Source organism: Nonomuraea sp. NBC_00507 (assembly GCF_036013525.1).
Classification (GTDB): domain Bacteria; phylum Actinomycetota; class Actinomycetes; order Streptosporangiales; family Streptosporangiaceae; genus Nonomuraea.
Genome location: NZ_CP107853.1, coordinates 7,377,422 through 7,390,047 on the forward strand (window position 1 = coordinate 7,377,422; position 12,626 = coordinate 7,390,047).

Sequence of the window (12,626 nt, forward strand, 5' to 3'; positions counted from 1 at the left end):
TCAGCCCGACGGCGTCAGCTTGCCGAGATCGATGACATACGCCGCATTCTGCACGACCCCGCCGACTTCGGTGGTCGTCACCACGGGATTGTCCTGGTACGCCAGCGGGATCATCGGCCGGTCCGCCGCAAGCAGCCGCTGCAGGCGCCGGTACAGGTCCCGCCGCCCGGCCTGGTCGGTCTCGGTCGCGGCCTGGTCGACGAGCGTGTCGAACTCCTTGCTGCGGTAGCGGAGCTTGCGGTCGACGTTCCAGGCCGCGTCCGAGCGCAGGAAGCGGCGGAACAGGTAGTCGGCGTCCCCGTTCGGCACGCTGTACGCGCTGAGGAAGACGTCGTAGTCGCCGGCCTCCATCACGGCCTTCGTCGCCTCGGCCACGGTCACCTTCGCGGGCAGCCCCGCCTGTTCGAACGCGGCCCGGAGCACCTCGGCGATGTCGGTGTACGGGAACTGACCGGTCTCGGCGGACGAGATCAGAATCGTGACCGGCGCGGCGGGCCGGCCCGCCGCGTCCACCAGCGCCCGAGCCTTGGCCGGGTCGTAGGCGGCCGCCACGGTCGGATCGGACAGCTCGCCGAAGACCGGCGACAGGAATGCGGCGCCCGTCTTGGCCGTGCCGGCGAGCAGCTTGTCCGCGATCGTCCTGCGGTCGATGGCCAGCTCCGCCGCCTCCCGGAGCCGCGGGTCGGAGAAGGGCTCACGCGAGCCGTTGAACGTGAGGTAGTGCGTCAGGACGGACGGACTGCGGACGACCCGGAACCGGCTGTCGGCGGCGACGGCCGCGACCTGCCCGGACAGCAGCGCCCCCTTGTCGATCAGCCCGTCGACCTCGCCGGCGCGCAGCGCGGCGACCCGCGCGTTGGCGTCCGGGATCACCTTGACCACGATCTTCTTGTACGCCGGCGCCGCCCCGTAGTAGTGCGGGTTGGCCGCCAGCTCCGCCTGCTGCCCCTTGGTCCACCGTGTCAGCGTGTACGGCCCGGTCCCCACCGGGTTCCCGGCGAAGTCCCCGGAGGCGGCGAACGCCTTCGGCGACTGGATCATGCTGTAGAACCCGGCCAGCCGCCCCGGCAGATCCGCCACCGGCCGCCGCAGCTCGAACGTCACCCGCCCGCCGTCCGCGCGCACCTCCTCCAGCTGCCCGTAAGCCGCCTCCATCCCGGCGTCGAGGCTGAAGAACGCCGACTGCCGCGGCGCGATCCGCAGGAACCGCTGGACGTTGGCCACCACCGCCTCGGCGTTCAGCGCGCTCCCGTCGCTGAACCGCACGCCTTCCCGCAGGGTGAACGTCCACCGCCGCCCTCCGTCCGCGCTCTCCCACGCGGTGGCCAGGGCGGGCACCGGCCGCAGCCTGTCGTCCACGCTCACCAGCGGCTCCCACACCCGGAGCGTCTGGTGCGTGAAGTAGGGATCCTGCGGTCCCGCGACCAGGTCACGGGGAGCCGCCAAGGTCAGCAGGCCGGCGTCCTGCGGGGTCTCGGGCGAGCCGCCACACCCCGACAGGACCATCCCTAACAGCATGGCCGGCACCACGATCGCGGCTCGTCTCCGCACCCTTGTCTCCCCTCAGCCACTCAACCCTCAGCAACGATAATGGTTTTCATCATTGGTGGAAAGCGGACTGCCGCATTGAGAAGATCCGCAGATGCATGCCTTAGGCAAGGCCGCCGTGGCGGGGCCGTCATCGGGGCTCGGCGTCGCTCCGCACGGTCTTGTACACGCCGTAAAGGGTCTCCACTCCGCCGAGGACCATCAGGACCAGGCCGATCTTCGACGGCGTGAAGATGAAGATCTCCTCGTCGAGGCCGAACAACCACAGCGCCGTGCCGCCGACGAAGGTGGCCAGACCGGTAAGGAGCGTTTTACGCGCGGAAGTCATGCCGGAAACGTTAGTGAAGAGCCAGGTCGACGATCTTCCTGCGCGTTGAGGAGATCGGTGTACATCTTTCGGGTGACGCTCAGCTGCCGAGGAGGCGGGCGGCCTGCTCGCGCATCTCGACCTTGCGGATCTTCCCGGTGACCGTCATCGGGAAGGAGTCGACCACGTGCACGTAGCGGGGGATCTTGTAGTGGGCCAGCCGTCCCGCGCAGAACTCCCTGATCTGCTCGGCCGTCAGCGGCTCGGCGCCCGGCCGCATGACGATCCAGGCCATGAGCTCCTCGCCGTACTTCTCGTCCGGCACGCCGATCACCTGGACGTCGTGGATGGCCGGGTGGCCGTACAGGAACTCCTCGATCTCGCGCGGGTAGATGTTCTCACCGCCGCGGATCACCATGTCCTTGATGCGGCCGACGATGCTGACGTAGCCGTCGGCGTCCATGGCGGCCAGGTCGCCGGTACGCATCCAGCGGGCGGCGTCGATGGCCTCGGCCGTGGCCTCCGGCCGGCCCCAGTAGCCGAGCATGACCGAATAGCCGCGGGTGCACAGCTCGCCGGGCTCGCCCCGCGGTACGGTCAGCCGGGTCTCCGGGTGCACGATCTTCACCTCGATGTGCGGCATCACGCGGCCGACGGTCTCGGTGCGGCGGGCCAGGCCGTCGTCCGAGCGGGTCATCGTGGAGACGGGTGAGGTCTCGGTCATCCCGTAGCAGATGGCGACCTCGGTCATGTTCATCTCGCTGACCACGCGCTTCATGACCTCGACGGGGCACGGGGAGCCCGCCATGATGCCGGTTCTGAGGGTGGAAAGATTGAATTTTCCGGACACGGCGAGTTCGGCGATGAACATCGTCGGCACTCCGTACAGGGACGTGCACCGCTCCCCCTGCACGGCCCGCAACGTCGCCTCCGGGTCGAAGCCGGGCGACGGCAGCACGATGCACGAGCCGTGCGAGGTCGCGCCGAGGTTGCCCATGACCATGCCGAAGCAGTGATAAAGCGGCACCGGCAGGCACACCCGGTCCCGCTCGGTGTAGCCGAGGAGTTCGCCGACGAAGTAGCCGTTGTTGAGGATGTTGTGGTGCGACAGCGTGGCGCCTTTGGGGAAGCCGGTGGTGCCCGACGTGTACTGGATGTTGATCGGGTCGTCGAACGCCAGCTCCGCCGCCCGCGCCCGCAGCGCCGCCGGGTCGCCGCGCCGGCCGCTCTCGACCAGCTCGTCCCAGCCGTCCTCGCCGATGAAGATCGCGTCCGCGAAGCCGATCTCGCCGATCATCGCGCGGTAGTCGCTGGTCTTGTGCGTGACCGCGCTGATGAGCAGCCGCATGCCGGACTGCTGGACGACGTACGCCAGTTCATGGGTGCGGTAGGCGGGATTGACGTTGACCAGGATCGCGCCGATCTTCGCGGTGGCGTACTGGACGAGCACCCATTCGGCGCAGTTGGGCGCCCAGATGCCGACCCGGTCGCCCTTGGCGACGCCCCTGACCATGAGTCCGAGCGCGACCTCGTTGACGGCGGCGTCCAGCTCGGCGTACGTCCAGCGGCGCCCGGCCGCCACATCCACCAGCGCCTCGCGGTCACCGAATCGCGCCACCGCGCGCTCGAAGTTCTCCCCGACCGTCTCGCCCAGCAGGGGCATCTCCGACCCGCCGGAGGTGTACGAGACCATTGCGTCAGCAACCATGCACGCAGGATCTCCCGGGACCGAGCCCGCCGCCACCCCCGTTCGGGGGTAGCCTGCCGCAGCCGGGCTCGTCCATGCTGGTGACATGGCCGCACTGCACGTGCCCGCCGAGGCGCTCCACACCGCCGTCGGACGGCTGCGCCGGGCGACGGGGCTGCCCGTCGCGTTCGGCGGCCTGGTGCCGGACGGGCGGCACGGCGTCACGCTGACCGAGTTCAGCGGCACCCTGACCGGCGCGCTGCGCGGCCTGGTCGTCAGCGCGGGCAACGGGCTGGGCGGCCGCGTGATCACCACGGCCCGCCCCGGCGCCGTCGACGACTACGCCGCCGACCCGCGCATCAGCCACGAGTACGACAAACCGGTCACCCTCGAGGGGCTGCGGGCGATCGCCGCGGTGCCGGTCACGGTGCACGGCACGGTGTCCGGCGTCCTGTACGGCGGGATCCGCGAGCCCTTGTCGATCAGCGACCGCGTGGTGGACGCCATGACCCAGGTCGCCGCCCGGGTGAGCTTCGAGGTGACCGTGCGCCGCGAGGTGGAACGCAGGCTGGCCGAGCTGGAGACGGCGGCCATCACCCGGGCCGCCCGTGAGACGCCGACCGCGGGGGAGTGGGAGGCTGTCCGCCTGGCCCACGCCCAGCTCAGGGCCATCACGCAGGAGATCGGAGACGCCGGGATCCGAGCACGGCTGGCGGACGTGTGCGACCGGCTGGCCCGCCCCGGCGGCCGCCCTGCCGACGACCAGCCGAACCCGCTGTCGCCACGCGAACTGGACGTGCTGGCCCTGGTCGCGGTCGGCTGCGGAAACGCCGAGACAGCCGGTCGGCTCGGCATCCGCCCGGAGACGGTCAAGAGCTATCTGCGTAACGCCATGCGCAAACTGGGCACCCACACCCGCACGGAAACCGTCATCGCCGCCCGCCGCCGCGGCTTCCTCCCTTGAGCTACGTCACCTCGTCGAGCAGGCCGCTGAGGAGGTCTCCCAGGCGTTCGGTGTCGTCGGCGATGGCGATGAGCACGACGCTCACGCCCAGCTCGGGCAGCCGGGCCAGCCGGGCTCGCAGCCCCCACCAGCCGCCACCGTGCCGATAGACGCGGTGCCCGGCGTGCGTGCGCACTCCCATTCCCCAGGCGTAGTCGATCGGCGTTCCGTCCTCGAGGCGGCCCGGGGTTTGCAGGAGGGCGGAGATGCCGAGTTCGTCGGCGTTGAGGGCCTGGCTCCACCGCAGGAGGTCTCTGGCGGTGGTCCACACGCCTCCGTCGCCCAAGGACAGCGGTGCCGGATGCCGGCGTGCCAGCGGCGCCGCGCCGGGAGGTGCGGGGGCGGGGCCGGGCCAGTAGCACGTGTCGTTCATCGCCAGGGGGGCGAAGAGATGGTGGTGCGCGAAGCCGGGCAGGGGCTGATCGGCTGCCCGTTCCACTGCGGCGGCCAGGCAGACGTATCCCGCGTTCGAATAAACGTACTCGCTGCCTGGCCTTCCTTGGAGGGCGGGGAAGCGGGTGAGGGCCCGGATGACGCCGTGGCTGGTGCGGTCGCCGTTCATGAGGGCGTCGATCTCGGCATCGGGTGGCAGGGCCGCGATGTGGTGCAGAAGATGCCGGAGCCGGACGGCCTCGGCCCATGCGGGGAGCTGGGGCAGCCAGTCCGACACGGCGGATCCCAGGTCCAGCGCGCCCTGCTGGACGAGCAGCGCGGCGCAGGCGGCGGTGATCTGTTTGGACAGGGATGCCGCGTAGACGGGGGTCGTGGCGGTGAGGGTGCCGCCGGTGGCCGTGAGTCCCTGTGCGTGGAAGAGGGGTGGGTCGTCGCGGTGCTGCAGCCCGAGGACGAGCGGCTCGCCAGGGTGGTAGCCGGCTTCGGCGATGCGCTGCGGCAGTCGCGGCATGCGCAGGTCCCTTCGTCGTGCAGTGAGCGGTGCAGCCGGCCACCGCCTCCATGCTGCCGCGCATCGCCGCGGCGGCCGCCTCGGGGGGCGCTGCTCGACGGCGTCCCGCCCGGCATCAGACCGTACTCGATGGCGCTCGGCAGCAGGCTCGGCGTGCTCTGCCGCAGGTAGGTGCCGTCTCCTTGACGGACCTCTATGATGCCCAGCACGTCCAGCGCCGTGAGCGCCTCCCTGACGGTGGAGCGGCCCACGCCGAGTGTCTCCGGCAGCTGTCAAGGAGGACATGAGCTGGAACGGCGTGGACATGAAGGCCGACCGCTGCGTGGGCTCCCACCTGGCCCGCATGGAGCTGCGGCCCGGCGACGAGGTCGCGTTTTGCGTGCGGATGTCCTGCGACCACCGCGCACAGCGCATGCGGTCCGCGAGGGCGGGTAATGACCGCCCACCGAGTGAAGGATGAGTGGCATGCGATGGTGGATGGGGCTGAAGGGCCGGTTCGGGCGGAAGGGGCGGCGGTTACGGGCCACGGCCCGGCAGCGCTTCGGCTGGCAGAAGCTGCGACCGGGCCAGCAGGAGGCGATGGAGCACTTGCTCAACGGGCGTGACGTGCTGCTCGTCATGCCGACCGGGGGCGGCAAGTCGGCAGTTTACCAACTTCCCACGCTGCTGCTCGAGGGACCGACGATCGTCGTCTCGCCGCTCATCGCGCTCCAGCGTGACCAGGTGACCGGCCTGCTCAAGGTCGACGCGGGCGGCGCCGTGGCGGTGAACTCGACCTCCTCCGTGGCGGCGGGACTGGAGAAGGTGACGGCCGGGCACGCGGCGTTCGTGTTCCTGTCCCCGGAACAGCTCGCCAAGCCCGACGTCGTCGAACGGCTCGCGCAGGCCGGACCGTCGCTGATCGCGATCGACGAGGCCCACTGCGTCTCCTCCTGGGGGCACGACTTCCGCCCCGACTATCAGCGGCTCGGGAAGGTCATCGAGCGTCTCGGACATCCGCCGGTAGTGGCGATGACCGCCACAGCCGCGCCGAACGTCCGCGAGGAGATCGTCGGCTCGCTCGGACTGGCCGACCCGGTGGAGATCGTCAGGGGTTTCGACCGGCCGAACATCTCGCTGGAGGTCCGGCGGTTCGTCCGCGCGGAGGACAAGAGCCAGGCGCTGGTCGAGCACGCCGCCTCCCGCGGCGGTCTCGGCCTGGTGTACGTCGCCACCCGCAAGGAGAGCGAGGAGTACGCCACGGCGCTGGCCGCGAGGGGACGCCGGGCCGAGCCCTACCACGGGGGCATGCGGGGCGCCGAACGCACCCGCGTGCACGAGCTGTTCACCCGGGGAGACGTGGACACCGTCGTCGCGACCTCGGCTTTCGGTATGGGCATCGATCGGCCCGACGTGCGCTACGTGCTGCACGCCGAGCCGCCGGAATCGCCCGACGCGTACTACCAGGAGATCGGCCGGGCCGGCCGGGACGGCGCGCCCGCCTCGGCGGTGCTGTTCTACCGGCAGGAGGACCTGGGCCTGCGCCGGTTCTTCGCCGGCGGCCGAGCTGACCGCGAGGCGCTGCTGCGCGTGGCGACGCTGGCTCGCCAGCACGCCGGTACGGTGCCCGCGGGCGAGCTGGCCGCGCTGCTCAAGGTGAGCACGTCACGCCTCACCATGCTGGTCAACCTGCTGGAACGGGCGGGCGCGCTCTCCGTGACCGACACCGGCGACCTGCGCTACACCGCTGGCAGGATGACGCCGCAGCAGGCCGCCGCGCGGGCGGTCGAGCTGGACGAGACGCGGCACCGAGTCGACGACTCGCGGATCGACATGATGCGCGGCTACGCCGAGACCAGGGGGTGCCGCCGCCGGTTCCTGCTCGAATACTTCGGCGAGCCGTACCCCCGCAGGTGCGGCGCGTGCGACACCTGCGCGAGCGGTCAGGCGTCCGAGCCGGTGCCCCTGCCCGGCAAAGGGGCGTTCCCCGTGCGGGCGAAGGTGACGCACACGATGTGGGGGCCGGGGACGGTCATGAGCCGCGAGCATGACCGGATCACCGTGCTGTTCGACTCGGTCGGCTACAAGACCCTGTCGCTGGCGGTGGTGGAGGACGTACTCCGCCGGACGTAGGTCCGGCTCACGCGGCCTCAGTACCCCCGGACCTGCGGCCAGGCCAGTTCGAAACCGTCGGCCGCGAGCTCGTTCTGGAACCGTTCGAGCAGCGCCGGGTCCTGGTGCACCTGTGCCGGTTCGAGCCGGTTGTCCAGGCAGTGGGCGGCGAGCGCCCCGGCCGCCTCGCCGACGTTCCACTCGACCGGGTGCAGGCGGTAGCAGCCGTTGGTGATGTGGGTGGTGCCGATGTTCTTCCCGGCGGCCAGCAGGTTCCGCACCCGCACGGGCAACAGCGCGCCGAGGGGTATCTGGAACGGGCAGCTGGCGACGTCGATGTAGTTGTCGCCGCCGGTGGACGGATGCAGGTCGATGCGGTACATGCCCACCCCGACGGTGTCCGGATAGGCCACGGCGCCGTGCTCGCCCCGGACGGCGAGGGACAGGTCGTGCTCCACCACGGTGCGGTGAGCGCGGATGCGCCGGGACTCCCTGATGTAGGGCTCCTTCGCCAGTCCGTCCACGCTTCCCATCACGTCGGGGCGCAGGCGCAGTCCCGGCCACCCGGCGCCGCCGTCGGGCCGGGGCGCCTCGGTCTGCAGCCAGTAGAGCATGCTCAGAGCCAGTTGCCGGGCGCCGTCGAGATGCTTGTCCCGCTCCGCGTCGGAGACGCCGATCAGCGGTCCGGGCAGATAGTCGATCATCGGCCAGTTCACCACGGTGACGTCGCTGACCGCGAAACCGGGCGCGAAGAGCTCGCGGGCGAGGATGCGCCGGAACACCCACAGGTCCTTGTCCCCGGGATCGCGGCTCTGGTCGGCCACGATCGGCCCGGTGGCGGCGTGCGGCACGAAGGTGCGCGGCACCGGTTCCAGCGTGCGCGGGTCCGGCGCCACGAGGCTGAGCAGGCGGTCCGGCCAGAAAGGCGGCCGGTAGTCGCGCCAGAACCCGTACTGGCTCGGCCGGTCGACGGTGTGGTCCTCACCCTCCCGGTGCTCGACCGCGAACACCCAGGAGAACGCCTGCATGTTGTCCGGCTGGGCGTGCGCGGGGGCGCTCGGCTCACCGGTGTCGGCCTGCGACTCGAACCCGGTCACATGCTCGACCCCGGCGAGCGGCAACACATCACCCAGCTCGGTCGCGTCCAGGACGTACGGTGCGCTCGCCTCCACGCGTTCGCCGTCCGGCCCCTCGAAACAGACCGACGCCACGCGATCGCCGGCCGCCTCGGCGGACACGGGGCGGTGTCGGCGCCAGATCACCAGCCGGCCCGCCGCGAGGTAGGGGCCCACCATGGCGTCCAGGACGGCGGCGGCGACACGGGGTTCGCAGCAGAGCCGACTCACCCGGCCGAGCCCGGGATTGAGGTCGGTCACGGCACGGGCCGCCGGGATGAGCGGATACCAGGTGCGGTAATGGTCGCGGATCGCCTGACGCAGCGCCCGGTAGGAGCGGGTCGCGCCGAACTGCTCGATCCACGGGTGCTCATCCGGCGGCACGCCTTGGCTGGTCAGCTGCCCGCCGAGCCAGTCGCCCTCCTCGGTCAGCAGCACCGTGCGACCACGTCGCAACGCCGCGAGCGCGGCGGCGACCCCACCGAGGCCGCCTCCGACGACCAGAACATCGGCCTTCCAGCCAGTCACGCGTCGATCCCTTCTCCGGTGTTCAACTCGAGCGCCGCGTCCAGCAGGCTGCGGGTGTATTCGTGGCGCGGGGAGCCGAGGACGTCGCCGGCCGGCCCCTCCTCCACGAGCACGCCGCCGCGCATGACGGCGATGCGGTCCGCGATCTGGTGCACGACGCCGAGGTCGTGGGAGATGAACAGCATCGACAGGCGGTGACGTTGCCGCAGGTCGACCAGCAGCCGCAGGACCTGCGCCTGAACGGACACGTCCAGCGCGGAAACGGCCTCGTCGCACACGAGCAACCGCGGCCTGACGGCCAGCGCGCGGGCGATGCTGACCCGCTGGCACTGCCCGCCAGACAGCTCGCCCGCCCGCCGCCCGGCCACACTGGGATCGAGGCCGACGTCGTCGAGCAGCCGGTGCAGCTCGGCGGTACGGTCGCCGCCCGGGGCCGAGCTCGGATGGGTGCGCCAGACCTCGTTCATCATGGCCGCGACGGTCATCCGGGGGTTGAGCGACGATCGCGGATCCTGGAACACCATCTGCACGGCCCGCTGCAGTGCCGCCGGCCGCCGCCCGGCCGGCCCCAGCCGTTGACCGTCGAGGAGGACGGACCCGGAGTCGGGCCTGACGAGGCCGACGACGGTGCGCGCCACCGTCGTCTTGCCCGAGCCCGACTCGCCGACCAGTCCGACCGTCTCCTCATGGCCCACGGTGAGGCTCACGCCGTCGACCGCGACGACCTGTCTCGACCTGCGGGAGCCGCGCCGGCCGAAGCTGACCCGAAGGTCGCGTACTTCCAGTAGCGGGCTGCCGATGATGTCGCTCATGACCCTCCGGAACTCGATGACGGGTTCAGCTCCTCGGCGAAGTGGCAGGCGCTCCAGCGGCCAGGTGCGACCGCCCTGGCCGCCGGCTGCTCGGTGCGGCACCGGTCGCGCGCCAGCGGGCAGCGGGGGTGGAACGCGCAGCCGGCCGGCCGGTTGGCCGGCGTGGCCGGGGTGCCCGGGAGCGGGTGCGCGATCGCGGTACGTGTCCGGACCGCGGGAACGCTCTCGACCAGCGCGCGCGTGTAAGGGTGGGCGGGCCGGCGCAGGACGGCCGCGGTCGGCCCGCGTTCGGCGACCCGCCCGGCGTACATGACGACGATCTGGTGCGCCACGTGCGCCACGACCCGCAGATCGTGGCTGACGAGCAGCATGGCCAGCCCCTCGACGTCCTGAATCGAGCGCAGCAGCCGCAGGATGCGGGCCTGCACGGTGACGTCCAGCGCGGTCGTCGGCTCGTCGGCGAGCAGCAGTGCCGGGCTCCCGGCCAGAGCCATGGCGATCATGGCGCGCTGCCGCAGGCCGCCGGAGAACTCGTGCGGGTAGTTGCCGAGCCGGCGAGCCGGCTCGGGCACCCCCACCCGGTCGAGGAGCTCGACCACTGTGCGGCGCACCTCGTCGCGGCGCCCGCCGGACCGGCGGAGGATTTCCCCGACCTGCCGGGCGATCGTCTGGGTCGGATTGAGCGCCGCCAGCGGGTCCTGGAAGATCATCGCGATCTCGTGGCCCCGGAGCCGTCTGCGCCGGGCCGGGCCGGCCTGGAGCAGATTCTCGCCGCGCCAGCGCAGCGCCCCACCGGTCGTGGCTCCGTCGGGGAGCAGGCCGATGACGGCGTTCGCGGTCATCGTCTTGCCGCTCCCTGATTCGCCGATGAGCCCGACCGTCGTCGCCGACGGGATGTCGAACGACACCCCGTCGACGACACGGACGGCGCCGTCCCTGCCGGGCAGGTCGACGACGAGCTCGTCGACCCGCAGCAGCGGGTCACCGGACGGGCGGGTGGATGTGGTCGCTTGCGCCGACACCGACGTCATGAGCCGTTGACCTGCATGCGGGAGAAGTCCGGCAGCCCGTTCGGGTCCGGCGTGACGCCGGAGAGGCGGTTGTTCCAGGCATAGGCGTACTTGACTGCCATGGGAAACATGCCGACCGCGTCATCCCAGATGATCTTGCTGGCCTCGCCGTACAGCCTGACCCGCTCGTCCTTGTCCGGGCTCGCCCCGGCCGCGGCGAGCAGCTTGTCCAGCTCCGGGTTGCAGTAACCGTTGCGCTTGGCCGCGCACGGGTACAGCCGGCCGAGCGTGTTCGCCCCGTCGAAGGTGGGGTTGGACAACTGCTGGAAGTTGATGTCCCAGTTCAGCGCGAGCAGGTCCTTGGTGAAGACCGCCTGCTCCTTCTCCAGCAGGTCGACCTTGACGCCGATCTTCGCCAGGTCGGACACCACCGCCTGGTTGAACTGCCGGAATTCGGCGTTGGCGAACTGCAGCCGGAGCTTGGTGCCGAAGTCGAAGCCCGCCTTGGTCAGCGCGGCCTTCGCCGCCTCCGGGTCGTGCTGGATCGGCTTCTGGGGTACGTATCCCAGGGTGATCGGGGAGACCGGCGCGTCGGCCAGGCTGCCTGTCTGCGGGTACAGCTGCTTGATGATGGTGGCGAAGTCGACCGCCTGCCACAGCGCCCGCCGGATCGCGGCGTCCTTCAGCTCGGGCGTGGAGGAGTTGAACCACATGGTGAAGACGGCGGTGCTCGGCACCGTCTGAACCTTGAGGTTGGGGTCGTTCTGCGTCTGCGGCAGCTGGTCGTCCGGGATGCCCCAGATGAGGTCGGCCTCGCCGGTGCGCAGCGCGGTCAGCCGTGCCGCGAGCTCGGGCATCTTGCGGATGGTCACTCGCCCGACCTTGGGCGCGCCGCCGTAGTGGTTCGGGTTGGGCACGAAGACGACCGTTCCGGCGGAGTCGAACTTCTCCAGCTTGAACGGCCCCGAGCCGACCGGGTTCTGGAAGAACGCCTTGTCCTCGCCGGTCACGGTCTGCGGCACCACGTAGAAGATGGCCAGCTTGTACGGGACGGCCGCGTCCGCCTTGGGCGCCTTCAGCACCACTTCAGCAGGAGAGGTGGCCGTCATGGTGTACCCGGTGAAGTTGGCGGCGTTGGTGCTCTTGAGCTCCTGGAAGCGCTTGAACGAGGCGACGACGTCCTCGGCGGTGAGGTCGGTGCCGTCGCTGAACTTCACGCCCTGGCGCAGTGCGAACGTCCACTCGGTGGCGGTGGCGTCGGACTTCCACGACGTGGCGAGGTCACCCTCGAGAGTGCCGTCCGGCTTCGGCCGGGCCAGCCGGCTGAAGAGGGCTTGCGAGGTCAGCTGGGTGCCTGTGGCGCCGCCGCCCTGAGGGCTGGCCGGGTCGAGGTTCTCGATCGGATAGGTGCCGGCGACGTTGATCTCGCCGCCCCCGGCGCCCGCCGGGCCGCCGCCGGTGGCCGAGCTGCATCCGCTCAGCGCGACGGCGACGGCGAGCGCGGCCACGGCCACGCGCCGGGTGCTGCGGAGGGCATTACGAAGGGAGCGGAGCTCCCGAGCGGGGAAGAGGGCTCTGGTCATCGATGCCTTCCCTTACTGGGGGGTGTTTTTCCGAGCCG

The 12,626-nt window shown here is 71.1% G+C and carries 11 protein-coding genes and 1 pseudogene; 3 read left to right on the plus strand and 9 right to left on the minus strand.

Features of this window, described 5'->3' with window-relative positions:
* The 3 genes from OHA25_RS35450 to OHA25_RS35460 form a co-directional block, all read right to left on the minus strand.
* On the minus strand, positions 1 to 1,551 hold the full coding sequence (locus tag OHA25_RS35450; RefSeq protein ID WP_327581267.1) for an ABC transporter substrate-binding protein: 1,551 nt from the start codon (positions 1,549 to 1,551) through the stop codon (positions 1 to 3).
* A gap of 127 nt (positions 1,552 to 1,678) precedes the next feature.
* Entirely contained in the window at positions 1,679 to 1,876 is a 198-nt protein-coding gene (locus tag OHA25_RS35455) for a DUF5708 family protein (RefSeq protein WP_327581268.1), read from the minus strand.
* A gap of 79 nt (positions 1,877 to 1,955) precedes the next feature.
* A complete protein-coding gene (locus tag OHA25_RS35460) occupies positions 1,956 to 3,563 on the minus strand; it encodes an AMP-binding protein (RefSeq protein ID WP_327581269.1) in 1,608 nt (535 codons plus the stop codon).
* Positions 3,564 to 3,648: 85 nt separating this feature from the next.
* Between OHA25_RS35460 and OHA25_RS35465 the strand changes: the two genes are divergently transcribed.
* Complete coding sequence (locus OHA25_RS35465; protein ID WP_327581270.1) at positions 3,649 to 4,506, plus strand: LuxR C-terminal-related transcriptional regulator; 858 nt, start codon at positions 3,649 to 3,651, stop codon at positions 4,504 to 4,506.
* Position 4,507: 1 nt separating this feature from the next.
* Here OHA25_RS35465 and OHA25_RS35470 read toward each other — a convergent pair whose 3' ends face one another.
* Positions 4,508 to 5,449: a serine hydrolase domain-containing protein gene (locus tag OHA25_RS35470; RefSeq protein ID WP_327581271.1), complete on the minus strand. Its 942-nt coding sequence runs from the start codon at positions 5,447 to 5,449 to the stop codon at positions 4,508 to 4,510.
* A gap of 179 nt (positions 5,450 to 5,628) precedes the next feature.
* A pseudogene (locus OHA25_RS35475) lies at positions 5,629 to 5,718 on the minus strand (GntR family transcriptional regulator); the annotation flags it as partial.
* 14 nt (positions 5,719 to 5,732) lie between these two features.
* Here OHA25_RS35475 and OHA25_RS35480 point away from each other — a divergent pair.
* Both OHA25_RS35480 and OHA25_RS35485 read left to right on the plus strand, forming a co-directional pair.
* Positions 5,733 to 5,909, plus strand: a complete 177-nt coding sequence (locus OHA25_RS35480; protein ID WP_327581272.1) for a hypothetical protein — start codon at positions 5,733 to 5,735, stop codon at positions 5,907 to 5,909.
* A 5-nt stretch (positions 5,910 to 5,914) separates the two neighbouring features.
* Entirely contained in the window at positions 5,915 to 7,561 is a 1,647-nt protein-coding gene (locus tag OHA25_RS35485; protein WP_327581273.1) for a RecQ family ATP-dependent DNA helicase, read from the plus strand.
* Positions 7,562 to 7,578: 17 nt separating this feature from the next.
* On the opposite strand, the gene OHA25_RS35490 is transcribed toward OHA25_RS35485, so the two are convergent.
* From OHA25_RS35490 to OHA25_RS35505, 4 genes are read right to left on the minus strand one after another with little or no spacing between them, the layout of a single operon-like run.
* Complete coding sequence (locus OHA25_RS35490; protein WP_327581274.1) at positions 7,579 to 9,183, minus strand: FAD-dependent oxidoreductase; 1,605 nt, start codon at positions 9,181 to 9,183, stop codon at positions 7,579 to 7,581.
* On the minus strand, positions 9,180 to 9,995 hold the full coding sequence (locus OHA25_RS35495) for an ABC transporter ATP-binding protein (RefSeq protein WP_327581275.1): 816 nt from the start codon (positions 9,993 to 9,995) through the stop codon (positions 9,180 to 9,182). Before OHA25_RS35495 ends, OHA25_RS35490 begins: the two co-directional genes overlap by 4 nt.
* A complete protein-coding gene (locus OHA25_RS35500) occupies positions 9,992 to 11,026 on the minus strand; it encodes an ABC transporter ATP-binding protein (protein ID WP_327581276.1) in 1,035 nt (344 codons plus the stop codon). Before OHA25_RS35500 ends, OHA25_RS35495 begins: the two co-directional genes overlap by 4 nt.
* On the minus strand, positions 11,023 to 12,588 hold the full coding sequence (locus OHA25_RS35505) for an ABC transporter substrate-binding protein (protein WP_327581277.1): 1,566 nt from the start codon (positions 12,586 to 12,588) through the stop codon (positions 11,023 to 11,025). Before OHA25_RS35505 ends, OHA25_RS35500 begins: the two co-directional genes overlap by 4 nt.
* Between the last annotated feature and the right edge of the window lie 38 nt (positions 12,589 to 12,626).